The sequence below is a fragment of the Variovorax sp. V35 genome (assembly GCF_041154465.1).
Classification (GTDB): domain Bacteria; phylum Pseudomonadota; class Gammaproteobacteria; order Burkholderiales; family Burkholderiaceae_C; genus Variovorax; species Variovorax boronicumulans.
The window spans coordinates 6,734,663-6,758,346 of sequence record NZ_AP028666.1 but is presented as its reverse complement, the minus strand read 5'-3'; the positions used below and the strand labels follow the sequence as shown (position 1 = coordinate 6,758,346).

Genomic DNA, 23,684 nt, shown 5'->3' with positions numbered 1-23,684 from the left:
AAATATGGGACAGAAAATCCACCCAACCGGGTTCCGCCTTGCGGTCACCCGTAACTGGTCCAGCCGTTGGTACGCAAGCGACCGCGATTTCGCGGGCATGCTGGCCGAAGACATCAAGGTTCGCGAATACCTGAAGAAGAAGCTGAAGAACGCTTCGGTGTCGCGCGTCATGATCGAGCGTCCCGCCAAGAACGCACGCATCACGATCTACTCGGCTCGTCCGGGCGTCGTGATCGGCAAGAAGGGCGAAGACATCGAGAACCTCAAGCGCGAACTGGGCAAGCAGCTCGGCGTGCCGGTTGCGGTCAACATCGAAGAAGTGCGCAAGCCCGAAATCGATGCGCAGCTGATCGCCGACAGCATCACGCAGCAGCTCGAAAAGCGGATCATGTTCCGCCGCGCCATGAAGCGCGCCATGCAGAACGCCATGCGTCTGGGTGCCCTGGGCATCAAGATCATGTCGGCTGGCCGCCTGAACGGCATCGAAATCGCACGTACCGAGTGGTACCGCGAAGGCCGCGTGCCGCTTCACACCCTGCGCGCCGACATCGACTACGGCACCTCGGAAGCCAAGACCACCTACGGCGTCATCGGCGTCAAGGTCTGGGTCTACAAGGGCGACACGCTGGGTCGCAACGACCTGCCGGCCGTCGAAACGCCGCGTCCGGACGAAGAGCGCCGCCCGCGTGGTCCCCGCCGTGATGGTCGCCCTGGCGACCGTCCGGGTGGCGACCGTCGTGGTCCCGGCCCCCGTGCCGGTGCCCGTGGTCCGATCGGTGGCAACACCGCTCCGGCCGATGGCAGCGACAAGCCCGCAGAAGCAACCGGCGGTGCCGGTGCAGACTCGAAACCCGCCGTTAAGCGCGTCCGCAAAGCCGCGCCCGCTGCAGCAGCGGACGGTGCCAAGACCGAGTAATCGGTCGCTCCCGGGCACGCAAGTGCCTGGGGCCCTCACGGAGTAACAAAACATGCTGCAACCTGCACGCAGAAAGTTCCGCAAGGAACAAAAGGGCCGCAACACCGGCATCGCAACCACGGGTAACTCGGTTGCGTTCGGTGACTTCGGTCTCAAATGCACCGACCGCGGTCGCCTCACGGCGCGCCAGATCGAAGCCGCTCGTCGCGCGATTTCGCGTCACGTGAAGCGCGGTGGCCGTATCTGGATCCGCGTGTTCCCGGACAAGCCGATCTCTACCAAGCCCGCTGAAGTGCGGATGGGTAACGGTAAGGGCAACCCCGAGTACTACGTCGCTGAAATCCAGCCTGGCAAGATCGTGTTCGAGATCGTCGGCGTGCCCGAAGAACTCGCCCGCGAAGCGTTCCGCCTGGCCGCCGCCAAGCTTCCGCTGCGCACGACGTTCGTCGCTCGCCAGCTCGGCGCCTGAGAGGAGAACATCCATGGCAACACGTAAGAAGAAAGAAACCGCGGCTTCGGCCAAGGTGACGAAGGCCGCAACCCTGCGCACGAAGGACGTCGCAGGCCTGCAAGCCGAAATCAAGGATCTGCAGAAGGCCCACTTCGGCCTGCGCATGCAGAAGGCCACGCAACAGCTGTCGAACACCACGACGCTGCGCGTGACGCGTCGCGACATCGCTCGCGCCAAGACCATTCTTGCTCAGAAAGAGCAAGAGACCCAAGCCGCCAAGTAAGGAGTGAACATGACGGAAGCTAAAAAATCCCTCAAGCGCACCTTGATCGGCAAGGTGGTCAGCGACAAACGTGCCAAGACCGTGACCGTGCTGGTCGAGCGCCGTGTGAAGCACGAGCTCTACGGCAAGATCGTGGCCAAGACGAGCAAGTACCACGCCCATGACGAAAAGGGCGAGTACCACCTCGGCGACACCATCGAGATCACGGAAAGCCGTCCGATCTCGAAGACCAAGAACTGGGTCGTGACCCGTCTGGTCGAGAAGGCCGTCCTGGTCTGATCAGGCACTCGGTCGCCCTCGAGGCAACCCATCCGGAAACGGCCCACAATGTGGGCCGTTTTTCTTTTTCAGGAGCAATTCACATGATCAAAGTCGGCGACACCCTTCCTTCGGCCACCCTGCAGGAATATTCCGAAGTGGAGGGCGAGGGCTGCAGCATCGGCCCGAACCCGGTCGACGTGACCAAGGCCACGGCGGGCAAGACCATCGCGCTGTTCGCACTGCCGGGCGCCTTCACGCCCACCTGCTCGGCCAAGCATGTGCCGGGCTACGTGCAGCACTTCGACGACTTCAAGGCCGCCGGCGTGGACGAGATCTGGTGCGTGAGCGTGAACGACGCGTTCGTGATGGGCGCCTGGGCGCGCGACCAGAAGACCGGCGCCAAGGTGCGCATGCTGGCCGACGGCAGCGCCGACTTCGCGAAAGCCACCGGCCTCACGCTCGACCTGACCGGCCGCGGCATGGGCCTGCGCAGCAACCGCTACTCGATGCTCGTGAAGGACGGCAAGGTCGCGACGCTGAACGTCGAAGGCCCGGGCAAGTTCGAAGTGAGCGACGCCGACACGCTTCTCGCACAAGCCCGCGGCTGAACCCGGATCTTTCGGGGGGGCCGCCGCGCACGGCCGCCCGAAGCGGCCGGCCCGCCCCCGGTAGGGGGTTGGAGAAGCGACACGAAGTGCGCGCAGCCTGGGGGCGAGCCTAGAGCTCTACCTTGAGGTAGTGAGCCCCGGCGACGGGGTTGTGATAGTAGGGCGGCACCTCTGCGAAGCCCAGGTCTTCGTAGAGGGCGCGCGCCGACTCCATGTCGTCGAGGGTGTCGAGCAGCACGCAGGCATAGCCTGCGCTGCGGGCCGCATCGAGGATGGCCTCGGCCAGCTGCCGGCCGAGCCCGAGCCCCCGGAACCCGGGGCGCACATACAGCCGTTTCATTTCCGCCGCGTTCGCGTAGTCCGTGGTGTCGAGCGGGCGCAGCGCGCAGCAGCCCGCCACGTGGGCGATCGTGCCGTCGGCGCGCGTCAGCGTGGGCGCGGCGCGGCCGGCGTCTTCGTTCACATGGGCAGGATCGACCAGCGCCAGCAGCAAGGTGCCGCGCGGCTCGGCGTACTCGCCGGGGAGTCCGGCCAATTCGCCGTCGAAATCCTGGAAGTCGAGGTCGATGGCCAGCGAGCCTGCGTAGTCGCGGAAGATCGCGCGCACGGCGTCGACTTCATGCGGTTCGTCGGGCGTGAGCAGCACCACCGCCGGCGTGTCCGACAGCGGCAGCGGGCGGGAGACGGAAAAGCCGCTCATACGCGCAACGACGCCACCCAGAACGCCACGCCCGCGCACAGCGCGAACAGCACCAGCGCCAGCGTGCGCGACACCGCATCGTCGCGGCTCGGGGCCACGCCGTTGCCATTGCCGTTCCCGTTGGAGGCCGCGCCCGCGACCACCAGCTTGTCGCCCGACAGCATCGGCCCGACGAGCCGGTGCCGCTTGACCAGCACATAGAACAGCACCGCCAGCACATGCAGGCTCACCAGGGCGATCACGATCCACTTGCCCTGCGCTTTGTGCCAGCCCGTCGCCAGGCTCACCATCGCGCCCGACACGAAGCGGGTCAGCGGCCCGGAGGCGGAAATTTCGTCGTCGGCCATCAGCCCGGTGGCGACCTGCAGGATCAGAAGCGCCAGCACCGCGAACACCGACAGCGCGCCCAGCGGCGTGTGGCCGATCAGGTGGTCGGGGTGCGACTTGCCGCGCAGGTAGGCGATCACCGAGCCCGGCGCATAGATGAAGGCCGCGAAGCGCGACCAGCGCCCGCCCACGACCCCCCAGACCAGGCGGAACAGCAGCAGCGCCAGCACGGTGTAGCCGAGGCGGAAATGCCATTCCATGATGCCGTTCAGGCCCGTCACGATCAGGCCGATCACGGCGAAGGCGAGCGCCCAGTGAAAGAGGCGGGTCGGCAAGTCCCAGACGCGTGTGCGGGCCACCGAAAGGGTGTCGGTCATCGAAAAAGGCGCCAGGGCGCGAGGCTGCGGAAGGCGCAGATTAGCAAAGTCCGGCCCGGTCCTTCCACCGGGTTGTTGCTATGCGCCCGACACGGGCAGCCCCTACACTGCCTGCAGCACCGCGTTCGACGGTGCCCAAAACCCCCACACAAGGACCCACGATGACCCGTTTTGCTTCGTTCGCCCTTGCAGCCGCCTGCGCTGCGATGTCCCTGCCCGCCGCGGCACAGTTCGCCAAGCCCGAAGATGCCATCAAGTACCGCCAGAGCGCGCTGTTCGTGATGGCCCAGCACTTCGGCCGCCTCGGCGCCATGGCCAACGGCCGGGCACCCTACGACGCTGCCGCTGCGGCCGCCAACGCCGAGATCGTCGCCGACATGGCCAAGCTGCCCTGGGCCGGCTTCGGCGCCGGCACCGAAGGCGGCAAGGCCAAGCCCGAAGTCTGGAAGGAAGCCGCGAAGTTCAAGGAGCACCAGGACAAGGTGATCGCCGAGACCGGCAAGCTCGTCGTCGCCGCCAAGGCCGGCAACATCGACGCGCTCAAGGCCCAGTTCGGCCCGACCGGCGCGAGCTGCAAGGCCTGCCACGACAGCTTCCGCAACCAGTAAGCCGCGGGCTTTGGCCATGAAAAAGGCGCTCCTCGGAGCGCCTTTTTGTTGGGGGAAGCCGGAAGCTCAGGCCTCGGCCAGGAGCTTTTCGATCAGCTTGTGCAGCTCGGCGAAGTCGGGCTCGCCCACATAGCGCTTCACGATCTCGCCCTTCTTGTTGACGATGAAGGTAGTCGGCGTGAGCTTCACGTCGCCCCAGGCCTGCGCCACGCTGCCGGTGTTGTCGATCGCCACCTTGAACGGCAGCTTGCGGGTTTCGGCGAAGTTGACGACGTAGCTCGGCGGGTCGTAGCTCATGGCCACCGCCAGCGTGTCGTAGCCCTGGGCCTTGTACTTGTCGTAGGTCGAGATCACCTTGGGCATCTCGGCCACGCAGGTCACGCAGCTCGTGGCCCAGAAGTTGACCAGCGTGACCTTGCCCTTCAGGTCGGCCGTGCTCTTGGTGGTGCCGTCGAGCAGCACGAAGGTCGAGGCCGGGGCGGCGGTGCTGCCCGAACCGAGGTACACGCCCACGCCGGCGGCCAGGGCGATCACGACGGCGGCGGCAGCGATGTATTTTTTCATGGGCACCTGAAGGAGAGAGGCGGCGCGATTTTAGTTCCGCGTGCCGGAACGCGCCGGCGCATGCGCTTCATTCCCCGAAGGCCGCTCGATAATCGTCCTCCGATGCCCTCGCTTCCTTCCCCCTCCTGGCCCGTGCTGGCCCTGGCCGCCGCGCTGGGCGCCTGCAGCCCCACCTTCAACTGGCGCGAAGTGCCGATCGCCGACGCCGGCCTGGTCGCGCTGCTGCCCTGCAAGGCCGACCGCGCCCAGCGGGCGGTGCCGCTGGGCGCCGAGTCGGTGCAGGTCGACATGACCGGCTGCGAAGCCGGCGGCGCGACCTTCGCCGTGGCCCACGCCGCCGCCACCAGCCCGGCGCAGGCCGAGGCCTGGCTCACGGCCTGGCGCACGGCCACGCACGGCCAGCTGGGCGTCGCGCAGGTGATCCAGGGGCCGGCCACCTTGCCGCGCGCCACGGCCGTTCCCGCACCGTGGCGGCTCGACGGGCAATCGGCGCAGCAGGGCGTGGCGCCGGTCCAGGTGCTCTGGTTCGCGCAGTCGCAGAAAGACGGCAGCGTGTCGCTCTACCAGGCCACCGTGCTCGGCCGCCCGTCCTCGCCCGAGGCGACCAAGACCTTCTTCGAGGGCCTGCGCCTGCCATGAGCAGGGGCCGGCCGACAGGCCGCGATGCGCGGGCCAGCTATCGTTTTCATAGCTGTTGCCGCCGCGCGAATCGACACCCCGGCCACGCGCCCGCCATGGCCGCTTTCCCCGGCTACCGCGTTGTGTCCTCGATGTCTCTACTTCCTTTGGGCGCCCCCGCATAATCGACGCGTCGTCCTCCGAGCCGCATGAACAGCATCCTCATCATTGCCCACTCCCCGTTCGCACAGGCGCTGCGGCAGTGCGCGCTGCATGTGTTCCCCGACTGCGAACAGGCCGTCGTGGCCCTCGACGTGCTGCCCAACGTGTCGCCCGAGGAAACGCTGGCCGCCGCGCGCATCACGCTCGCGCAGCAGTTGCATGCGCCGCGCTCGCAGGTGCTGGTGCTGGCCGACGTGTTCGGCGCCACGCCCTGCAACGTCGCGCAGAAGCTGGTGGACGGCGTGCGCTCGCGGCTCGTGGCCGGTGTCAACCTGCCGATGCTGCTGCGCGCCGTCACCTACCGCCACGAACCGCTCGACACCCTGGTGCAGCGGGCCTTGGCGGGCGGCACCGCCGGCGTGATGCAGGTGGCAGTGGCGGCTCCCCAGAACCAGGCGAAAAGAAAGCACAGTGATCAAGAAATCCGTGACCATCAGCAATAAGCTGGGCCTGCACGCACGCGCGTCGGCCAAGCTGACCAAGCTCGCCGGCAGCTTCCCCTGCGAGGTGTGGCTGTCGCGCGGCGACCGCCGCATCAACGCCAAGAGCATCATGGGCGTCATGATGCTGGCCGCCGGCCTCGGCGTGACCGTCGAGCTCGAGACCAACGGCCCGCAGGAAGACGAAGCCATGAACGCCATCGTCCAACTGATGGACGACAAGTTCGGCGAAGGCGAATAAGGACCCGCGCATGACCTTCGCAGTCCACGGTCTCCCGGTCGCCCGTGGCATTGCCATCGGCCGCGCGGTGCTGGTCGTGTCCAGCCGCATCGACGTGGCGCACTACTTCATCAAGCCGGAAGAGATCGAGACCGAGATCGACCGCGTGCGCACCGCGCGCAATGCGGTGGCCGACGAGCTCACCAAGCTGCAGGCCAGCGTGGCGCAGATGGGCCCGAACGACGCGCCGCACGAGCTTGCGGCGCTGCTCGAGGTGCACCAGATGCTGCTGCAGGACGACGTGCTCAGCGGCGGCGTGAAGCACTGGATCAGCGAGCGGCTGTACAACGCCGAATGGGCGCTGACCACGCAGCTCGAGATCATCGCGCGCCAGTTCGACGAGATGGAGGACCCGTACCTGCGCGAGCGCAAGGCCGACCTCGAACAGGTGGTCGAGCGCATGCTGCATCGCATGAAGGGCACGGCCGCCGTGCTCGCGCCGAGCCCGCCGCGGCGCAAGCGCGCCGCCGCCGCGCACGACGACGAAGACGACGACCCCACCGCGGGCGACGGCTTCGACGTGCCGCTGGTGCTCATCGCGCACGACCTCTCGCCGGCCGACATGCTGCAGTTCAAGAAGAGCGTGTTCGCGGGCTTCGTGACCGACGTGGGCGGGCGCACCTCGCACACCGCCATCGTCGCGCGCAGCATGGACATCCCGGCCATCGTCGGCGCGCGCTCCGCGAGCCAGCTGGTGCGCCAGGACGACTGGGTCATCATCGACGGCGAGGCCGGCGTGATGATCGTCGACCCGTCGCCGATCATCCTGGCCGAGTACGGCTTCAAGCAGCGCCAGGGCGACCTCGAGCGCGGGCGGCTTGCGCGGCTGCGCCACAAGCCCGCCGTCACGCTCGACGGCCAGCGCGTCGACCTGCTGGCCAACATCGAGATGCCTGAGGACACGGCCGGTGCCGTCAAGGCCGGCGCCGTGGGCGTGGGCCTCTTTCGCAGCGAATTCCTCTTCATGGGCCGCGAGAACTCGGCGCGCCAGACGCGCCTGCCCGACGAGGAAGAGCAGTACCAGGCCTACAAGCGCGCGGTCGAGGGCATGCAGGGCATGCCCGTCACCATCCGCACCATCGACGTGGGCGCCGACAAGCCGCTGGACGGCAAATCGGGCAGCAAGCAGGAGCACCTGAACCCCGCGCTCGGCCTGCGCGCCATCCGCTGGAGCCTGGCCGATCCGGCGATGTTCCTCACGCAGCTGCGCGCCATCCTGCGTGCGGCGGCGCACGGCGAGATCCACCTGCTCATTCCGATGCTCGCGCACGCCAGCGAGATCCGCCAGACGCTGTCGCTGATCGACTTCGCGCGCGCCGAACTCGACAACCGCGGCGCCGTGTACGGCCCGGTCAAGCTCGGCGCCATGATCGAGATCCCGGCCGCCGCGCTCACGCTCAAGACCTTCCTCAAGCACTTCGACTTCCTGTCGATCGGCACCAACGACCTGATCCAGTACACGCTGGCCATCGACCGCGCCGACGAGGCCGTCGCCCACCTCTACGACCCCGCGCACCCCGCGGTGCTCAAGCTCGTGGCCGACACCATCACCGAGTGCCGCCGCCAAGGCAAGGGCGTGTCGGTGTGCGGCGAGATGGCCGGTGACGTCGCCTTCACGCGCCTGCTGCTGGGCCTGGGCCTGCGCAGCTTCTCCATGCACCCCTCGCGCATCCTCGCCGTGAAGCAGGAAGTGCTGCGCGCCGACACCGGCAAGCTCGAACCCTGGGCGCAGGGCGTGCTCGACGCGGACGATCCCGCGGCCGCACTCGCGGGCTGAGCCCGCGCTTTCGCATACCTTTGTCTTCGTGATGCACCGTGAAAACGGTGGGTCGCGGGGCGGATGAAACAAACCGAAATACGGCGATACGGGGGTGAAAGGACTCTCCGGGCATCGACGCGCACCATCAGGTCTCCTCTTCCAACCCCTGAAAGAAAGGCCAGCATCATGATCGTCAAGTCGTCCTTCTCCCTCGCGCAGCTCGTCGCTGTCGGTTCCTTCGCCATGCTCGCCGCCGCCGGCGCCAAGGCTGAAAGCTACGTGGGCGTCCACGCGCCCGTGTCGGCCATGAGCCGCGCCGATGTCAACGCCGAAGCCGTGCGTGCCGCCGCCGCCCCCGACCAGAACGTCGTGCGCGGTTCGCGCGGCCCCGAGACCGTGGCCGTGTCGACCGACCGCGCCCGCGTCATCGCCGAAGCCGTGCGCACCGCCGCCGCACCAGACCAGAACGTGACCTCCGGCTCGCGCGTGAACAGCAAGGTCATCTCGACGATGCAGAACCCCGTCGACGCGCGTGCCGCCGCCGCGCGCGACAGCGGCAACCGTCTCTGAGCCGACGATGCGGCGCCCCGGGCGGCGCCGCCGTCGCCTCGTCCATCACTGAAGCAGCCCCGCGCAGGGGCGCATGAAGGAGCACCCCCATGAAGCACTGGATCAAACGCACCCTGTTCGGATTCGCCGGCCTAGCCGTCGTCGCCGGCAGCATCGCCGGCTGTGCCGGCCATCGCCACGGCTGGGGCGGCGACAGCGCCGAGTTCCGCGCCAAGATGGTCGAGCGCGTCGGCAGCAAGCTCGAGCTCGACGCCGCGCAAAAGCAGAAGCTCACCGTGCTGGCCGAGAAGCTGCAGGCGCAGCGCCAGGCCATGCGCGGTGCGGGCGGCTCGGGCGATCCGCGCTCGCAGTTCAAGGCGCTGTTCGCGGGCAACACGCTCGACCAGGCCGGCGCCGCGCGCCTGGTCGAAGAGAAGACCGCCGTGGTGCGCACCGGCAGCCCCGAGGTCATCGCCGCCGCGGCCGATTTCTTCGACCACCTGAACCCCGCCCAGCAACAGAAGGTGCGTGACTTCATGGAGCGCGGCGGCCGCCGCTGGTCGCGCCATGGCTGAAATCGGCTCGCCCCCGGGCTGGGGGCGCTTCGTGTCGCTGCATCGACCTGCTCTGCGGGCGCCGCAGCAGCACGTGGGTTCCGCGGTGTCCCGCGAACTGGCGGCAGTGCCGGCCGTAGACGGCGTGCGCACCGTGCTGCGTTTCGAGGGCGCGGTGGTGCTCGCGGTGGCGCTGGTCGGCTATGCCCAGTTCGGCATGGGCTGGGGCGTGTTCGCGCTCTGGCTGTTCGCGCCCGACCTTTCGCTGCTCGGCTACCTCGCGGGGCCGCGCGTCGGCGCGGCGCTGTACAACGCCGCGCATGCGCTGATCGGGCCCGTGCTGCTGCTGGCGCTGGGCGTGTTCGCGGCGCAGCCGTGGGCGGTGGCCGGCGGGCTGATCTGGCTGGCCCGCGTCGGGCTCGACCATGCGCTGGGCTTCGGCCTGAAGTACGCGACCGGCTTTGCGTCCACCCACCTCGGCCGCATCGGCCGCGCCGATCCGTGGTGAGTGCCGTGGCCCGTTCGCGTCCCCTGATGCGCCCCGCGCTCGCGCGCACCGTGATGCTGGGCGAGGCGTTCACGCTCGCCGCCGCGTCGGCGGTGCACGGCGGCTGGCTCGGGGCCGGCCACGCGCATCCGCAGGCGCGCACCGCCGAGGCCGTGATCGCCTCCGTGCTGGTGCTCGCGGCGCTCGAAACCTGGCGCCGCCCCGCGCATGCCCGCACGGCGGCGATCGCCGGACAGGGCTTTGCCCTGCTGGGCACGCTGGTGGGCCTTGGCACCATCGTCGCGGGCATCGGCCCGCGCACGGTGCCCGACGTGGTCTACCACGTGCTCTTGCTCGCCGGTCTCAGCGCCGGCCTGGTCTGGACGGTGCGATGCCGGCCGGATTGATTGCAAGCCTTGCCATTCGCGCTCTCTTTGCCAGGAGGCACAATCCCGCCATGCCGCGCATCCTGCTGATCGACGACGACGAACACCTCGCCGCGCCGCTGACCACCTACTTCGCACGCTTCGGCTGCACGCTCGACAGCGCCAAGCGCCCGAGCGAAGGCATCGCCAAGCTGCGCGCGGGGCACTACGACGCGGCCATCCTCGACGTCATGCTGCCCGAGATGGACGGCTTCGAACTGTGCCGCGAGATCCGCAAGGAAAGCGACATCCCCATCGTGATGCTCACCGCGCGCGGCGAGGTGATGGACCGCGTGGTCGGCCTCGAACTCGGCGCCGACGACTACGTGCCCAAGCCCTTCGAGCCGCGCGAACTGGTGGCGCGCGTGCAGACCATCCTGCGTCGCCAGCGCAGCGCGCCGGCGGCTGCTGCCGCCAATGCGCAATTGCGCGTGTTCGACGGCCTCTCGATCGACCTCGATCGGCGCCAGGTGCTGCGCCACGGCGAGCGCGTGGAGCTCACCGGCACCGAGTTCGACCTGCTCGCGCTGCTGGCCGGCGAGCCCGGCAAGGTGTTCAGCCGCGACGACATCCTCAACCGGCTGCGCGGCCACGAGGCCGAGCTCTTCACGCGCGCGGTCGACATCGTGGTGAGCCGGCTGCGCAAGAAGCTCGAGCCGCTCGACTGCATCAAGACGCTGCGCAACGCCGGCTACGCGCTGGCCGTGGCGCCGGGCGAGCCGTCTTCATGAGATTTCCCCGCAGGCGCGCAGGCGCCGTGCCCGCCGACAACGAAGGCCTGTGCCCCGGCAAGGAGCGCCGCCGGCACTGGCACGCGCGCATGCACGCGCACATGCAGCAGCGCTGGCGCAGCTCGGTGCGCGTGCGGATCGTCATGATGTTCGTGGTGCTCGCGCTTGTGATGGCGGCGGTGTTCGTGGGCGGCATGAAGCGCTCGTTCTCCAGCACCTGGGCCGAGGCCGCGCAGCCGATGCTGATGGACTACGCCGACCGCCTCGTCGCCGAACTCGGCACGCCGCCCGACACGGTGCGCGCGCAGGCGCTGGTCGACCGGCTGCCGATCACCATCCGCATCACCGGGCCCAGCGTGAACTGGGAGTCGAACCCCGGCAACGACATGCACGCGCGCGGCGGCTGGTTCTACGACCGCGACCGCGAGGAGTCGATGTTCTCCACCGAGCGCTGGTTCGTGCGCCCCACGGCCGACGGGCACAAGGTCATCTTCGGCTGGGCGCCCCGGCTGTGGCAGCTCGCGCCGCGCGCGGCGGGCTGGACCACGCTGTGCGTGCTGCTGCTGCTCGTGGTGGTGGCCTACGCGCTGGTGAGCCGGCTGCTGCGTCCGCTGATCGACATCCGCGAGGGCGCGCAGCGCTTCGGTCGCGGCGAGTTCGCGCAACCCATTCCGATCCGCCGCAACGACGACCTGGGCGACCTCGCACAGCGCGTCAACACCATGGCCAGCGACATCCAGGCCATGCTCGATGCCAAGCGCGGCCTGCTGCTGGCGCTGAGCCACGAACTGCGCTCGCCGCTCACAAGGGCCCGGCTCAACGCCGAGCTGCTGCCCGCCACGCCCGAGGGCGAGGCCGAGCGCGAGGCACTGCTGCGCGACCTCAACGAGATGCGCGACCTGATCAGCGACCTGCTCGAAAGCGAGCGCCTCGCGAGCCCGCATGCCGCGCTGCAGCGCGAGCCGGTCGACCTGGCCGCGCTGGTGCGCGAGATCGTGGCCGAGATGCCCGGCGCGCAGGCGGTGCAGCTCGACCTCGCGGACGGCCTGGCACCGCAGCCCGTCGACCGCATGCGCGTGCGCCTGATGGTGCGCAACCTGCTGGACAACGCGCTGCGCTACAGCGCCGGCGCACCGCAGCCACCGACCGTGAGCTTGCGTGCGCCGGCCGACGGCGGCGCCGAGCTGGAAGTGCGCGACTTCGGTCCCGGCGTTGACGACGCGCAGCTCGAACGCCTGACCGAGCCCTTCTACCGCACCGACGGCGCGCGGGCGCGTGCCACGGGCGGTGTCGGCCTCGGCATGTACCTGTGCCGGCTCATCGCCGAAGCCCACGGTGGCCGGCTCACGGTGCGCAACGCGCACCCGGGCCTGCAGATCAGCGTGCGGTTCGGCTGAGGCGCGTGGAGGCTGCCGCTTCGGCAGACCAACCCCCGCCGAGCGCGTGGTACAGCGCCACGCCCGCCTGCAAGCGCGCCTGCAGCAACTGCGCACGCGCGTCCTGCGCGGCGAACAGCGTGCGCTGCGCATCGAGCAGCGTGAGCAGCGTCTCGGCACCTGCGCGGTAGCGCGACTCGGCAAGCGTGCGCGCGCGTTCGGCCTGCGCCAGTTCTTCGTCTTGTGCCACGCGCTGCGTGTCGAGTGCGGCCACGGCCTCGAGCGCGGTCAGCGCATCGGTGAAGGCAGCCACGGTGGCGGCACGGTAGTTCGCGAGCAGTTCCTCGCGCCGCGCAGCCGACAGGTCGCGCGCCGCCGCGCGCCGGCCGCCGTCGAAGACCGGTGCCGCGAGCGCCGCGGCCAGGCTGTACACCGGGTGATCGAACAACGTGCCGAAGCGCGGGCCCGCGGCCGCGAGGCCGGCACTCAGCGTGAGTGTCGGGAACATCGCCGCGCGCGCCGCCGTCACGTCGGCATCGGCCGCGGCCAGTGCGGCTTCGGCGCGTGCGATGTCGGGCCGGCGCGCGAGCAGGTCGGCCGGCAGGCTGGTGTCCACCGCGGGCAGCGCGAGCTGCTGCAGGCTGGTGGCCGTGATCCGCACCTCGCTGCCGGCCTGGCCGAGCCAGCGCGCCATGCGGATGTCGGCCGCGCGCGACTGCTGGTGCAGCGTGGCGGCCGTGCGCCGCTGCGACGCGACGATGCCGCGCTGCTGTGCAAGCTCGAGCGGCGAGGCCGCGCCCGCGCGCGCACGGGCCTCGACCAGTTGCAGCAGCCGTTCGGCATCGTCCAGGCTGCGGCGCGCGATGGCCGTGCGCTCGCGCAGGCCCAGCGCTTCGAGCCAGGCCGCGCCCGCGCCTGCGCGCAGTGCGAGCCGCACCGCGTCGCGGTCGAAGGCACTGGCCTGTCGCGAGGCGCCGGCGCTGTCGCGCTGCGCGCGCAGGCGGCCCCACAGGTCGACCTCGTAGCGCGCATCGAGCCCGAGCGCGCGCCGGTTGCCACTCACGTTCGCATCGCCGCCGAGCCGGCCTTGGCGCTGCACATCGGCGGTGGCCGACAGCTCGGGCCAGGCCGAGGCGCCAGTGATGCGCTCCTGCGCTTCGGCCTGGCGCAGGCGGGCTTCGGCGGCGTCGCCGTCGGGGTTGCCGGCATCGACCGCGGCAACGAAGGCCGGCAGCTCGGTGCTGTCGAAGCCGCCCCACCACGGGTCTGCGACGGGTGGTGTGCGCGCAGGCGCATCGGCCGATGGCGTCGCGCAGCCCGCGAGCAGCAGCGCCGCGAGGGCCAGCGCGGCGGGAGAGAAGAAAAGGCGCGTCATGGCATTCGTCATTCGGAAGACAGGGCCGCGACCGGGTCGAGCGCGGCGGCCTTGCGCGCCGGCATGAAGCCGAACACCAGGCCGGTGAGCACGGCGCAGCCGAAGGCGCCCGCGATGGCCGTGAGGGAAAAGATCACCGGCACGCTCCACACGATGAGCGCGGCGCCCACGAGCAGACCGCCCGCCACGCCCGCGACGCCGCCGGTCACGGTGACCAGCACCGCCTCGACGAGGAACTGCCGCAGGATGTCGCGCTGGCGTGCGCCGGTGGCCATGCGGATGCCGATCTCGCGCGTGCGTTCGCGCACGGTCATGAGCATCACGTTCATCACGCCGATGCCCCCGACCACGAGCGACACCGCCGCGATCAGCCCGAGCATCACGGTCATGGTGCGCTGGGTCTGCGCGCGCGCCTTGATCGACTCGGTCTGGTTGAACACCTGCACGTCGCGCACGTGGCGCTGCGCGGCCAGCACCTCGACGATCTCGGCCGCCGTCTCCGAGGCCTTGTCGACGTCGTGCACGGCCACCGCCACCCAGGTCGGGTGGTTGCTGCCGTACAGCCGCGCGGCGGCGGTGGAGAAGGGCACGATCACGCGCTCATCCTCGCTGGCCTGGCCGCCGCCCGCGCCCTTGGCGGCGAGCACGCCCAGCACGTCGAAGGGCACGTTGTCCAGCAGGATGCGTTGGCCCACGGGGTCGGTGCCGTCGGCGAACAGCGCGGCCTGCACGCGCTCGCCGATCACCGCGACCTTGGCCAGGCTCTGCTCGTCGCTCTCGTCGAAGAAGATGCCGCGCGCGATCGGCCACTTCAGCGCCTGCTCGAAGTCGGTGGTGGCGCCGCCGCCCTCGGTGCGGTGGTCCACGTTGCCGCGCCGTGCGACCACGAAGCCCTCGATGTAGGGCATGGCCACGCGCACGTTGGGCAGCCGGCGAATGGTGTCGACGTCGGCCAGCGTGAGCTTGCCGCCGCGCCCGCGCGCGCTGTCGGGAATGGCGGCCACGTACATCTTGTCGGCGCCGAACAGCGAGATCTGCTTCATCACCGCCTCCTGCGAGCCGGTGCCGACCGCGAGCATCACGATGACCGAGGCCACGCCGATCACGATGCCCAGCAATGTCAGGCCAGTGCGAAAGCGGTGGATCCACATCACGCGCCAGGCCGCGCGCAGCGCCTCGTGCAGCTCGGAGAGCAGCGCGCGCGGGGTGTCGGCGGCGTCGGCTGTGTTCGCAGGGGAGGGCCGGGGAAGCGGCTCTGGCGGCGCTTCGGCGGGCGCGCGTCCGCTGTCCGACACGATGCAGCCGTCGCGGATCTCGATCACGCGGCGTGCGCGCTGCGCCACCTCGCGGTCGTGCGTGATGAGGATCACGGTGTGGCCGGCGGCGGCCATCTCGTCGAGCAGCGCCATCACCTCTTCGCCGCTGCGCGAGTCGAGCGCGCCGGTGGGCTCGTCGGCCAGCACGATGCGCCCGCCGTTCATGAGCGCGCGCGCGATCGACACGCGCTGCTGCTGGCCGCCCGACAGCTGGTGCGGCCGGTGGCCCAGCCGATCGCCCAGGCCCAGGCGCGTGAGCAGCCCGCGCGCACGCGCGGCGCGTTCGGCGGGCGCCGCGCCGGCGTAGATGGCGGGCATCTCGACGTTCTCCTGCGCCGACTCGGTGGAGATCAGGTGGTAGCCCTGGAACACGAAGCCGAAGGCCTCGCGCCGCAGCCGCGCGAGCGCGTCGGCGTCCATGCCGGCCACGTCCTGGCCGGCGAACAGGTAGCGCCCGCCGGTCGGGCGGTCGAGGCAGCCGAGCAGGTGCATCAGCGTCGACTTGCCCGAGCCCGAACTGCCGACGATGGCGACGAACTCGCCCGCATGCAGCTCGAGCGTGATGCCGCGCAGCACCTCGACGGCCGGCGCGCCGTCGTGGCCGCCGTAGGACTTGCGCAGGTCGTGCAGCGCGATCAGCGGGGTCGTCTTCGTCTCGGTCGCACTCACAGCTGGAACTTCCGCGTGCCGCCGCCGGCCGCGCGCTCGCCGGTGATGAGGCGCTCGCCTTCCGCCAGGCCTTCGAGCACTTCGCCCGAGAGCCGGTCGCGCACGCCGATGCGCACCTCGCGCGGCGCGGGCTGGCCGTCGGGGCCGAGCACGCGCGCGGTGAAGCGCCCGGCCTGGCCCTTCACGGCCGTGAGCGCGGGCAGCGGCGCCACCACCACGTCGCGCGCCGAGGCGGCGACGAAGCTCACCTGCGCGGTCATCTGCGGCATGAGCTCGCCGTCGGCGTTGTCCACGTCGAACAGCACCGTGTAGAGCACGACCTTGCTGGCGGCCGGCGCCTGCGGCGCGTCGCCGCCGCTCTTGCCCGCGGGCACGGGCGGCGAGGGCAGCACCTGGCGCACCGTGCCTTCCCAGCGGCGGCGGTCGGCGCCGAGCGTGGTGAAGTACACGGCCATGTCGCGCTTCACTCGGCGCACGTCGGCTTCCGAGACCTCGGTCCACACCGTCATGCTCGACAGGTCGGCCACGCGCAGGATGTCGGGCGTCTGGTAGGTGGCGTTGAGCGTCTGGCCCTCGCGCGCCTGCACCGAGACCACGCTGCCGGCCATCGGCGCGTAGATGCGCGTGTAGCCCAGGCGCGCTTCGTCGGCCTTCAGCGTGGCCTGGGTCTGGGCGATCTGGGCTTCGAGGTGCGCGATCTTCGCGGCGGCCGAGGCCAGGGTGGCTTCGGCGGTCTGCACGTCTTCGGCGCGCGTGGCGCCCTCGGCGGCCATCTGCTGCTGGCGGGCGAACTGCTGGCGCGCCAGCCGGTGCTGCGCATGCTGGTCGGCCAGTTGCGCGCGCAGCCCCGCGAGCGAGGCGCGGCCGGCGTCCACTGTGGCCTGCTGCACGCTGGGGTCGATCTCCACCATCAGCTGGCCCTTCTTCACCGGGTCGCCGGGCTGCACGTGCAGCCGCAGGATCTGGCCCGACACCTGCGCGCCCACGTCCACATAACGGCGCGGCTGCAGCGTGCCGATGGCGGTCACGCTGCTTTCGATGTCGCCGCGGCGCAGCACGGCGGTGTCCCAGCCGGGGTCGCGCGGACTCGCCCAAACGTAGGCCACCGCGGCGGCGGCCAGGGCCAGGGCCGCGAAGGCGGCGATGCGCAGGCGTGTGCCGGCGCGCGAACGGGAAGCGGGCGCCGTCACCGGGCGCCCTTGCGGAAGAAAACGAGGGTCATGCTGCTAAGACGTGCGGGACGCGGAAACGGGTAGCCCGCGCGGTGCCTCATGCGGAATGAGACGTTTCGGGGGACAGGAAAAACTTTACAAATCTATAATGAGAATAACTCTCAATTGCGTCGCTACCCGCGATGCCCCTTCACACCATGTCCCATCCGGAAGTCCGGCAGCTGTACGTCGACCACCAGGGCTGGCTGCGCAGCTGGTTGCTGGGCCGCCTGCGCTGCGGCTTCACCGCGGCCGATCTCACGCACGACACCTTTCTCAACCTCATCGAGCTGCCGCAACAGCCGGTGCTGCGCCAGCCGCGTGCCTTCCTGCAGGTGGTGGCCAGCCGGTTGATGATCAACCGCTTTCGCCGCATGCAGGTCGAGGCCGAGGTGCTGCGCACCGTGGCGCTGATGGCCGAGGACGCCTGCGCGCCGAGCGCCGAGGACAAGGCCTGCGCGCGCGAACTGCTGGGCCAGGTGCTCGCGCTCCTGGCGACCGAGCTCGACGTGAAGAGCCGCACCGCCTTCCTGATGGCGCGCGTCGAAGGCCGCTCGTACCGCGAGATCGCGGCCGAACTGGGTGTGTCCGAGACGCGCGTGAAGCAGTACCTCGCGAAGGTGCTGGCGCATTGCCATGGCCGCATGGCCGCGGCCGTGCCCGAAGCGGAAAGCGCCGACGCCCCGGCCCATGCCTGACGCGGCCGCCGAGCGCCTGCGCGAGGAGGCGGCGCTGTGGGCCGTGACCCTCGCCGACGACAGCGTGGACGACGCCACCCGCGCCGCCTGCGCGGCGTGGTGCGCGCTCGACGAACGCCATGCGCGGCTCCTGGCCGAGATGCGCCGCATGTGGGAGTCGGTCACGCCCGACACCCCCGCGCCGCAGCCTGCGCGCCGTGGCCTCTCGCGCCAGGCGCTGGGCGCGCTCGTGCTGCTGCCCTGCCTGCTCGTGGCGGGCGCCGCGATGCCGTGGCAGGCCTGGCTGGCTGACGAGCGCACCGGCACCGGCGAGATCCGCCACCTCACGCTCGAGGACGGCAGCCGCGTCGCGCTGAACAGCGACTCGGCCATCGACATCGATTTCTCGGGCAGCGTGCGCCGCGTGCAGCTGCTGCGCGGCGAGGTCTTCGTCGAGGTCGCGCACGGCGACAAGCCCTTCGCCGTGGTCGACCGCGACGGCAGCGCGCAGGCACTGGGCACGCGCTACGCCGTGCGGCGCGAGGCGGACGACACGCTCGTCACCGTCACCGAATCGCGCGTGCGCGTGCAGCCGCTCGAGGGCGGCGACGACCGCTGGGTCGACGTGCAGGCGGGGCAGCAGGTGCGCTTCGACCGCCGCGGCGTCACCACCGACACCGTGCCCGCCGCGCCCGGCGGCCTGGCCTGGCCGCAGGGCCGGCTGGTGTTCGACGACGCGCCCGTGGCCGAGGTGCTGCGCCAGCTCGGCCAGCACCGGCCCGGCCTGCTGCTGGCCGACGACGAGGCCCTGGGCGCGCTGCGCTTCACCGGCGTGCTGCCGATCCAGCAGAGCGACGCCGCGCTCGCGCTGCTTGCCAGCGCGCTGCCGAGCTTGCGCGTGTCGACGCTGTCGCCGTGGCTGGTGCGCGTGACGACCACGGCGCCGCCGTGACCGGGCGGGCGCACTTTTTTCCGCGCGCGCCGCTACCCGATTCCCGTGCCCGCTTGTCATAGGTGGTGAAAAGAGATTCACCACACCATGACAGGACCCGCAGACCCGACCGAGACCGCGCAGCGCTGGCATCGCCTGCGCCGTGCCTTCGCGCTCGCGAGCCTGGTGCTGCTCGCCGTGCCGGCCGCCGCGCAAACGCCGCCTGCCGATGCGGCCTTCGAGTGGCACCAGCCCGCGCAGCCGCTGAGCAGCGCACTGACCGCGCTCGCCGTGCGCACGGGGCTGCTGCTCGGCGTCGATGCCGAGGTCGTGCGCGGCAAGCGCGCGCCCGCGCTGCAGGGCCGCTACACGGCACGCGAGGCGCTGCTGCAGCTGCTCGAAGGCAGCGGCCTCGAAGCGGTGCGCGGTGCGTCGGGCGGCTACGCACTGCGCGTCGCGGCGCAGCGCGCACCGGGTCCGAAGCCGCAGGCCGAAGCGCCCGCGGGCGGTGCGCTCAGCGAGGTCACGGTCACCGGCGGGCGCGACACCGGCACCGTCACCGAAGGCACCGGCTCCTACACCACCGACGGCGCGATCGGCACCGCGACGCGGCTCGAACTCAGCCTTCGCGAGACGCCGCAGTCGGTCAGCGTGCTCACGCGCGAGCGCATCGACGACCAGGGCCTGGGCCAGATCAGCGACGTGCTGCGCCAGGCGCCCGGCCTGAGCTTCGTGCAAAGCGGCAACGCCGGCACCGACGCCAACGCCGTCTATGCGCGCGGCTTCGAGGTCGAGAACTACCAGGTCGACGGCATCCCGCAGGCCGGCACCTGGCTGCTGCAGACCGGTGACCTGGCCTTCTACGACCGCGTCGAGGTGGTGCGCGGCGCCACCGGCCTGCTCAACGGCGTGGGCACGCCCGCGGCCACCGTCAACCTCGTGCGCAAGCGCCCGGGCAACGCGCTGCAGGCCAGCGCCTCGTTCAGCGCGGGCACCTGGAATCGGCAGCGCGCCGAGCTCGACATCGGCGGGCCCGTCACCGCCGACGGCCGCGTGCGTGCGCGCGTGGTCGCGGCCGTGCAGGACGGCGACTCGTGGATCGAACGTCACCACGAGAACAAGCGCCTGTTCTACGGCATCGTTGAAGCCGACCTCGCGCGCAGCACGCGCCTCAGTGCTGGCTTCGAGCTGCAGCGGCACGACAACGACGGCGTGGCGCGCGCCGGCCTGCCGCTGCATTTCAGCGACGGCACAGAGGCCGACTACGGCCGCTCGCGCAGCGCCGCCGCGCGCTGGGCCCACTCGTACCAGGACCAGCGCCAGTATTTCGCCGCGCTCGACCACCGCTTCGACAACGGCTGGGCCGTGCACGCCGCCTTCAACCGCTCGCGCCGCGCCTACGACGACGTCATCGGCTACGCGCTGCGCGGCTACATGGACCGCGCGACCGGTGCGGGGCTCGGCCTGTGGACGAATCGCTGGAACGCGGTGCCGGTGCAGAACGCATTCGACCTGTACGCGAGCGGCCCCTTCGAGCTCCTCGGCCGGCGCCACGAGCTGGTGCTGGGCTACAACGCCTCGCGCACACACAGCGACGCGCCGCTGTACGCGGGCTGGAACGTGGCGGGCTTCGATCCGTGGCTGGCGAACTTCAACAGCTGGACTGGCGACCTGCCGGCCCAACCGCACCAGCCCGTGACCGGCCGGCAGGACACTTCCACGCGCCAGGCCGGCGCCTATGCCACGGTGCGGCTGCGGCCGACCGATGCGCTCTCGGTCATCCTCGGCGCACGCGTGAGCGACTGGAAAGACGTGACGCGCAGCGTCCCTTTGCAGCGTGCCGCCACCTTCACGGCGCGCAGCGAGAAGGGCGTCGTCACGCCGTACGCGGGCGTGGTGGTCGACCTCGACAAGCACTGGTCGGCCTACGCCAGCTACACCAGCATCTTCAAGCCGCAGGCCAGCAAGGACCGCAGCGGCACCTACCTCGACCCGCTCGAAGGGCACGCCTACGAAGCGGGCGTGAAGGGCGCGTTCCACAACGACCGCCTCAACCTCAGCGCCGCCGTGTTTCAGGTGAAGCAGGACAACCTCGCCGTGCGCCTGGACAACGAGTTCGCGCCCGACGGCTCGGCCGCCTACCGCGCCGCCAAGGGCACGACCACGCGCGGCTACGAATTCGAAGTGGCCGGCGAGCTGCTGCCTGGCTGGCAGGTCGGCGGCGGCTTTGCGCACAGCGTGGCACGCGACGCGGCCGGCCAGCGCCTGAACACGCAGGTGCCGAAGAACCTGCTGAAGCTCTTCACCAGCTACCGCATCGCCGGCATCGGCAACGGCCTCACGGTGGGCGGTGGCCTGAACTGGCAGAGCGACACCTACAGCACGGGCCTGGGTCCCTCGGGCCACGCGCGCTTCACGCAGCAGGCCTACACCACGCTCGACCTCATGGCGCGCTACCCGATCAACAAGCACCTCGCCGTGTCGGTGGCGCTGAACAACGTCTTCGACACGCGCTACCGCACCAGCACCAGCAGCAGCTTCTACGGCGCCCCGCGCCACCTGCTCGTGACCTTGCGCGGCACCTACTGACGCACCGCGTTTTTTCTCCGCAGCCAGGTCGCTGCCGGCCCCTTCGCGGCCGGGTGCGTCGCTAGCCATCTCCTGCCAACGGGCGTTGCCGACTTCACAGGTCGGGTCGCCCCCTTTCTTCATGCCATGAACCAGCATTCGTTTTCACGCGCCCGCTTCCGGCGGTCTCCCGTGGCCCTTGTCGCCCTGCTTTGCTGCGGCGTCGTCAGCGCGCAGCAACAGCCCGCCGCCAGCGGCGCGGCGCTGTCCGAAGTCACCGTCTCGGGCGACCGCAGCGGCCGCACCGAGGGCAGCCGCTCCTACACCGCCGAGCAGGCCTCCACCGCGACCCGCATGGACCTGTCGATCCGCGAGACGCCGCAGTCGGTGACCGTGATCACGCGCGAACGCATGGACGACCTGGGCAGCGCCCGCATCGACGACGTGCTGGGCCAGACCACCGGCATCATGGTCGGGCAGGCCGACAGCGAGCGCGTGAACTACTCGGCGCGCGGTTTCTCGATCAACAACTTCCAGATCGACGGCATGCCGCGCGGCCCGAACGCGCCGCTGTCCGACACCGTGCTGTACGACCGCATCGAGGTCATCCGCGGCGCCACCGGCCTCATGGGCGGCACGGGCGACCCGTCGGCCACCATCAACTCGGTGCGCAAGCGCCCCACGCGCGAGTTCCAGGGCAGCGCCTCGCTCAGCTACGGGCGCTGGAACCACAAGCGCGCCGAGGTCGACCTGTCGGTGCCGCTCACGGCCGACGGCCGTATCCGCGCGCGCACCGCGCTGGCCTGGCAGGACCGCGACTCGTACATGGACCTGTACCACGAGCGCAAGACCGTGGGCATGGTGATCGTCGAGGCCGACCTCACGCGCTCCACCTTGCTCACCGCCGGCATCGACTTCCAGGACAACAAGCCCTCGGGCGCGACCTGGGGCGCCATTCCCTACTGGAACCACGACGGCACGCTCGCCAACCTGCCGCGCAACACCAGCCTGAGCGCGCCGTGGAGCACCTGGGCCAACAAGCAGCACACGGCCTTCGTCTCGCTGCAGCACCGCTTCGACAACGACTGGAAGGTGCACCTGGGCTATGCGCGCACCACCAGCACCAACAACACCACCGTGGCCAACGGCGGCGCGGGCTACCCCAACCGCTTCACCGGCCAGGGCATGAAGCTGTGGAGCGGCGTGTGGGGCGAGGGCGAGTACGTCAACGACAACTTCGACCTGTACGCCACCGGGCCCTTCAGTCTGTTCGGGCGGCGCCACACCTTCATCGCCGGATGGAACGGCGGCAACCAGACCTACACCTCGCAGGGCGGCACGCCGGTGATCCCGTACCCCGAGGCCATTCCCGACTACCGCACGTGGACCGGCAACATCCCGCGTCCGATCTTCCTGGCCGACGGCTCCAGGACCGTGGGCTTCACGCAGCTCAACGGTGGCTACGTGGCGGGCCGCTTCAGCCTCACCGACCCGCTGAGCGTGATCGTCGGCGCGCGCGTGAGCAACTACCGCAGCTACACGCACGCCTACAACACGGCGCAGCAGTACACGCGCACCACGGGCAAGTCGGAGTCGAAGGACGAGGTCACGCCGTATGTCGGCGCGGTCTATGACCTGGACAAGCAGCACTCGCTGTATGCGAGCTACACCACACTGTTCCGCCCGCAGACCTCGAAGGACCGCAACGACCAGTACCTCACGCCCGAGACCGGCACCAGCGCCGAGCTGGGCCTGAAGGGCGAGTACTTCGGCGGTGCGCTCAATGCGTCGGCGGCCGTGTTCCAGGTCAAGAAGAAGAACCTCGCCGAGCTCGACCGCAGCGTGCCCGCAGGCTTTCGCCTGCCCGACGGCGGCCAGGCCTACGTGGCCAGCGGCGACGGCGTGACCGCGCGCGGCCTCGAGTTCGACGTGTCGGGCCAGATCACGCCCGATTGGAACGTGGCCGCCGGCTACACGTACCTCGATGCCAAGACCGCCAAGGGCGCGCGTGCCGTGCCCAACCAGCCCAAGCACCTGCTGCGCCTGTCGACCGCCTACCGCTTCAGTGGCGCCTGGCGCGGCCTGAAGGTCGGCGGCGACATGACGGCGCAAAGCGGCATCTACGGCGAGTCGTGGTATGGGCAGCCGCCGCTGTTCAGCATGAAGGACCCGCTGCCGCGCATCTCGCAGAAGGCGTACGCGGTCTTCAGCCTCATGGCCAGCTACGAGATCAACAAGAACGTCACGGCGCAACTGAACATCCGCAACGTCTTCGACAAGAAGTACTACCGCAACGTGGGCTTCTACGACAGCGTGTTCTGGGGCGAGCCGCGCAACGTGAGCCTGACCCTGCGCGCCAAGTTCTGAACAAGCCGTCTTCCATTCCGTCTCAACCATGCCA

At 70.4% G+C, this 23,684-nt stretch carries 26 protein-coding genes; 20 read left to right on the top strand and 6 right to left on the bottom strand.

Annotation, left to right across the window (positions count from 1 at the left end):
- Positions 1–4 precede the first annotated feature (4 nt).
- The 5 genes from rpsC (at position 5) to ACAM42_RS31195 (ending at position 2,519) form a co-directional block, all read left to right on the top strand.
- A complete protein-coding gene (gene rpsC / locus ACAM42_RS31215; RefSeq protein WP_062478877.1) occupies positions 5–916 on the top strand; it encodes a 30S ribosomal protein S3 in 912 nt (303 codons plus the stop codon).
- Between the two features lie 52 nt (positions 917–968).
- Positions 969–1,385 carry a 50S ribosomal protein L16 gene (gene rplP, locus ACAM42_RS31210; RefSeq protein ID WP_007838137.1) on the top strand — a complete coding sequence of 139 codons (417 nt, stop codon included), beginning with the start codon at positions 969–971 and terminating at the stop codon, positions 1,383–1,385.
- 55 nt (positions 1,386–1,440) lie between these two features.
- Positions 1,441–1,650 (top strand): 50S ribosomal protein L29, encoded by a 210-nt coding sequence (gene rpmC, locus ACAM42_RS31205; RefSeq protein ID WP_056577224.1) that lies wholly within the window; start codon positions 1,441–1,443, stop codon positions 1,648–1,650.
- A 9-nt stretch (positions 1,651–1,659) separates the two neighbouring features.
- Positions 1,660–1,929: a 30S ribosomal protein S17 gene (gene rpsQ / locus ACAM42_RS31200; RefSeq protein WP_062478880.1), complete on the top strand. Its 270-nt coding sequence runs from the start codon at positions 1,660–1,662 to the stop codon at positions 1,927–1,929.
- Between the two features lie 83 nt (positions 1,930–2,012).
- The gene (locus tag ACAM42_RS31195; RefSeq protein ID WP_070061892.1) at positions 2,013–2,519 is read left to right on the top strand and encodes a peroxiredoxin; all 507 of its coding nucleotides are present in this window, start codon (positions 2,013–2,015) and stop codon (positions 2,517–2,519) included.
- A gap of 109 nt (positions 2,520–2,628) precedes the next feature.
- Here the strand turns inward: ACAM42_RS31195 and ACAM42_RS31190 are convergent, their stop codons facing one another.
- Together ACAM42_RS31190 and ACAM42_RS31185 are read right to left on the bottom strand one after the other, a co-directional pair.
- Complete coding sequence (locus ACAM42_RS31190) at positions 2,629–3,219, bottom strand: GNAT family N-acetyltransferase (protein WP_369630463.1); 591 nt, start codon at positions 3,217–3,219, stop codon at positions 2,629–2,631.
- The gene (locus tag ACAM42_RS31185) at positions 3,216–3,923 is read right to left on the bottom strand and encodes a cytochrome b/b6 domain-containing protein (RefSeq protein WP_369630462.1); all 708 of its coding nucleotides are present in this window, start codon (positions 3,921–3,923) and stop codon (positions 3,216–3,218) included. The genes ACAM42_RS31190 and ACAM42_RS31185 overlap by 4 nt, the downstream gene beginning before the upstream one ends.
- Before the next feature lie 161 nt (positions 3,924–4,084).
- On the opposite strand from ACAM42_RS31185, the gene ACAM42_RS31180 reads away from it, so the two are divergent.
- Positions 4,085–4,531, top strand: a complete 447-nt coding sequence (locus ACAM42_RS31180) for a cytochrome c (RefSeq protein ID WP_062478890.1) — start codon at positions 4,085–4,087, stop codon at positions 4,529–4,531.
- Positions 4,532–4,597: 66 nt separating this feature from the next.
- Here the strand turns inward: ACAM42_RS31180 and ACAM42_RS31175 are convergent, their stop codons facing one another.
- Positions 4,598–5,095, bottom strand: coding sequence for a TlpA disulfide reductase family protein (locus ACAM42_RS31175; protein WP_062478893.1), 498 nt, complete (start codon positions 5,093–5,095; stop codon positions 4,598–4,600).
- A gap of 102 nt (positions 5,096–5,197) precedes the next feature.
- On the opposite strand from ACAM42_RS31175, the gene ACAM42_RS31170 reads away from it, so the two are divergent.
- The 10 genes from ACAM42_RS31170 to ACAM42_RS31125 all read left to right on the top strand — a co-directional run bounded on the left by ACAM42_RS31170 (position 5,198) and on the right by ACAM42_RS31125 (position 12,557).
- Positions 5,198–5,734 (top strand): hypothetical protein, encoded by a 537-nt coding sequence (locus ACAM42_RS31170; protein ID WP_159274724.1) that lies wholly within the window; start codon positions 5,198–5,200, stop codon positions 5,732–5,734.
- 188 nt (positions 5,735–5,922) lie between these two features.
- Positions 5,923–6,378: a PTS sugar transporter subunit IIA gene (locus ACAM42_RS31165; protein WP_062478898.1), complete on the top strand. Its 456-nt coding sequence runs from the start codon at positions 5,923–5,925 to the stop codon at positions 6,376–6,378.
- Positions 6,347–6,616, top strand: a complete 270-nt coding sequence (locus ACAM42_RS31160) for an HPr family phosphocarrier protein (RefSeq protein ID WP_062478901.1) — start codon at positions 6,347–6,349, stop codon at positions 6,614–6,616. The genes ACAM42_RS31165 and ACAM42_RS31160 overlap by 32 nt, the downstream gene beginning before the upstream one ends.
- 10 nt (positions 6,617–6,626) lie before the next feature.
- Positions 6,627–8,432, top strand: coding sequence for a phosphoenolpyruvate--protein phosphotransferase (ptsP, locus tag ACAM42_RS31155; RefSeq protein WP_139700413.1), 1,806 nt, complete (start codon positions 6,627–6,629; stop codon positions 8,430–8,432).
- A gap of 168 nt (positions 8,433–8,600) precedes the next feature.
- Positions 8,601–8,984, top strand: coding sequence for a DUF4148 domain-containing protein (locus ACAM42_RS31150; protein WP_369630461.1), 384 nt, complete (start codon positions 8,601–8,603; stop codon positions 8,982–8,984).
- A gap of 89 nt (positions 8,985–9,073) precedes the next feature.
- Positions 9,074–9,538, top strand: a complete 465-nt coding sequence (locus ACAM42_RS31145; protein WP_369630460.1) for a Spy/CpxP family protein refolding chaperone — start codon at positions 9,074–9,076, stop codon at positions 9,536–9,538.
- A complete protein-coding gene (locus ACAM42_RS31140) occupies positions 9,531–10,025 on the top strand; it encodes a DUF4260 domain-containing protein (protein WP_369630459.1) in 495 nt (164 codons plus the stop codon). The genes ACAM42_RS31145 and ACAM42_RS31140 overlap by 8 nt, the downstream gene beginning before the upstream one ends.
- A gap of 5 nt (positions 10,026–10,030) precedes the next feature.
- Positions 10,031–10,411, top strand: a complete 381-nt coding sequence (locus tag ACAM42_RS31135; protein ID WP_369630458.1) for a hypothetical protein — start codon at positions 10,031–10,033, stop codon at positions 10,409–10,411.
- Positions 10,412–10,461: 50 nt separating this feature from the next.
- The gene (locus ACAM42_RS31130; RefSeq protein ID WP_062478915.1) at positions 10,462–11,160 is read left to right on the top strand and encodes a response regulator transcription factor; all 699 of its coding nucleotides are present in this window, start codon (positions 10,462–10,464) and stop codon (positions 11,158–11,160) included.
- The gene (locus ACAM42_RS31125) at positions 11,157–12,557 is read left to right on the top strand and encodes a sensor histidine kinase (protein WP_369630457.1); all 1,401 of its coding nucleotides are present in this window, start codon (positions 11,157–11,159) and stop codon (positions 12,555–12,557) included. Before ACAM42_RS31130 ends, ACAM42_RS31125 begins: the two co-directional genes overlap by 4 nt.
- Here the strand turns inward: ACAM42_RS31125 and ACAM42_RS31120 are convergent.
- The 3 genes from ACAM42_RS31120 to ACAM42_RS31110 are packed head-to-tail and all read right to left on the bottom strand — an operon-like array spanning position 12,538 to position 16,954.
- Entirely contained in the window at positions 12,538–13,911 is a 1,374-nt protein-coding gene (locus ACAM42_RS31120) for an efflux transporter outer membrane subunit (protein ID WP_369630456.1), read from the bottom strand. The genes ACAM42_RS31125 and ACAM42_RS31120 overlap by 20 nt on opposite strands.
- 8 nt (positions 13,912–13,919) lie before the next feature.
- Positions 13,920–15,896: a MacB family efflux pump subunit gene (locus ACAM42_RS31115; RefSeq protein WP_369630455.1), complete on the bottom strand. Its 1,977-nt coding sequence runs from the start codon at positions 15,894–15,896 to the stop codon at positions 13,920–13,922.
- The gene (locus tag ACAM42_RS31110; RefSeq protein ID WP_369632826.1) at positions 15,893–16,954 is read right to left on the bottom strand and encodes an efflux RND transporter periplasmic adaptor subunit; all 1,062 of its coding nucleotides are present in this window, start codon (positions 16,952–16,954) and stop codon (positions 15,893–15,895) included. The genes ACAM42_RS31115 and ACAM42_RS31110 overlap by 4 nt, the downstream gene beginning before the upstream one ends.
- 311 nt (positions 16,955–17,265) lie before the next feature.
- Between ACAM42_RS31110 and ACAM42_RS31105 the strand changes: the two genes are divergently transcribed.
- The 4 genes from ACAM42_RS31105 (at position 17,266) to ACAM42_RS31090 (ending at position 23,650) form a co-directional block, all read left to right on the top strand.
- Positions 17,266–17,805: a sigma-70 family RNA polymerase sigma factor gene (locus tag ACAM42_RS31105; protein WP_174250314.1), complete on the top strand. Its 540-nt coding sequence runs from the start codon at positions 17,266–17,268 to the stop codon at positions 17,803–17,805.
- Entirely contained in the window at positions 17,798–18,736 is a 939-nt protein-coding gene (locus ACAM42_RS31100; RefSeq protein WP_369630454.1) for a FecR domain-containing protein, read from the top strand. Before ACAM42_RS31105 ends, ACAM42_RS31100 begins: the two co-directional genes overlap by 8 nt.
- A gap of 87 nt (positions 18,737–18,823) precedes the next feature.
- Complete coding sequence (locus tag ACAM42_RS31095) at positions 18,824–21,304, top strand: TonB-dependent siderophore receptor (protein WP_369630453.1); 2,481 nt, start codon at positions 18,824–18,826, stop codon at positions 21,302–21,304.
- Positions 21,305–21,475: 171 nt separating this feature from the next.
- Positions 21,476–23,650 (top strand): TonB-dependent siderophore receptor, encoded by a 2,175-nt coding sequence (locus ACAM42_RS31090; protein ID WP_369630452.1) that lies wholly within the window; start codon positions 21,476–21,478, stop codon positions 23,648–23,650.
- Positions 23,651–23,684: the final 34 nt, after the last annotated feature.

What these genes read in the sequence shown, in the direction of transcription:
- rpsC (WP_062478877.1), top strand. Translation starts at nt 5, where the DNA reads ATGGGACAGAAAATCCACCCAACCGGGTTCCGCCTTGCGGTCACCCGT.
- rplP (WP_007838137.1), top strand. Translation starts at nt 969, where the DNA reads ATGCTGCAACCTGCACGCAGAAAGTTCCGCAAGGAACAAAAGGGCCGC.
- rpsQ (WP_062478880.1), top strand. Translation starts at nt 1,660, where the DNA reads ATGACGGAAGCTAAAAAATCCCTCAAGCGCACCTTGATCGGCAAGGTG.
- ACAM42_RS31195 (WP_070061892.1), top strand. Translation starts at nt 2,013, where the DNA reads ATGATCAAAGTCGGCGACACCCTTCCTTCGGCCACCCTGCAGGAATAT.
- ACAM42_RS31190 (WP_369630463.1), bottom strand. Translation starts at nt 3,219, where the DNA reads ATGAGCGGCTTTTCCGTCTCCCGCCCGCTGCCGCTGTCGGACACGCCG.
- ACAM42_RS31185 (WP_369630462.1), bottom strand. Translation starts at nt 3,923, where the DNA reads ATGACCGACACCCTTTCGGTGGCCCGCACACGCGTCTGGGACTTGCCG.
- ACAM42_RS31180 (WP_062478890.1), top strand. Translation starts at nt 4,085, where the DNA reads ATGACCCGTTTTGCTTCGTTCGCCCTTGCAGCCGCCTGCGCTGCGATG.
- ACAM42_RS31175 (WP_062478893.1), bottom strand. Translation starts at nt 5,095, where the DNA reads ATGAAAAAATACATCGCTGCCGCCGCCGTCGTGATCGCCCTGGCCGCC.
- ACAM42_RS31170 (WP_159274724.1), top strand. Translation starts at nt 5,198, where the DNA reads ATGCCCTCGCTTCCTTCCCCCTCCTGGCCCGTGCTGGCCCTGGCCGCC.
- ACAM42_RS31165 (WP_062478898.1), top strand. Translation starts at nt 5,923, where the DNA reads ATGAACAGCATCCTCATCATTGCCCACTCCCCGTTCGCACAGGCGCTG.
- ptsP (WP_139700413.1), top strand. Translation starts at nt 6,627, where the DNA reads ATGACCTTCGCAGTCCACGGTCTCCCGGTCGCCCGTGGCATTGCCATC.
- ACAM42_RS31150 (WP_369630461.1), top strand. Translation starts at nt 8,601, where the DNA reads ATGATCGTCAAGTCGTCCTTCTCCCTCGCGCAGCTCGTCGCTGTCGGT.
- ACAM42_RS31145 (WP_369630460.1), top strand. Translation starts at nt 9,074, where the DNA reads ATGAAGCACTGGATCAAACGCACCCTGTTCGGATTCGCCGGCCTAGCC.
- ACAM42_RS31140 (WP_369630459.1), top strand. Translation starts at nt 9,531, where the DNA reads ATGGCTGAAATCGGCTCGCCCCCGGGCTGGGGGCGCTTCGTGTCGCTG.
- ACAM42_RS31130 (WP_062478915.1), top strand. Translation starts at nt 10,462, where the DNA reads ATGCCGCGCATCCTGCTGATCGACGACGACGAACACCTCGCCGCGCCG.
- ACAM42_RS31125 (WP_369630457.1), top strand. Translation starts at nt 11,157, where the DNA reads ATGAGATTTCCCCGCAGGCGCGCAGGCGCCGTGCCCGCCGACAACGAA.
- ACAM42_RS31120 (WP_369630456.1), bottom strand. Translation starts at nt 13,911, where the DNA reads ATGACGCGCCTTTTCTTCTCTCCCGCCGCGCTGGCCCTCGCGGCGCTG.
- ACAM42_RS31105 (WP_174250314.1), top strand. Translation starts at nt 17,266, where the DNA reads ATGTCCCATCCGGAAGTCCGGCAGCTGTACGTCGACCACCAGGGCTGG.
- ACAM42_RS31100 (WP_369630454.1), top strand. Translation starts at nt 17,798, where the DNA reads ATGCCTGACGCGGCCGCCGAGCGCCTGCGCGAGGAGGCGGCGCTGTGG.
- ACAM42_RS31095 (WP_369630453.1), top strand. Translation starts at nt 18,824, where the DNA reads ATGACAGGACCCGCAGACCCGACCGAGACCGCGCAGCGCTGGCATCGC.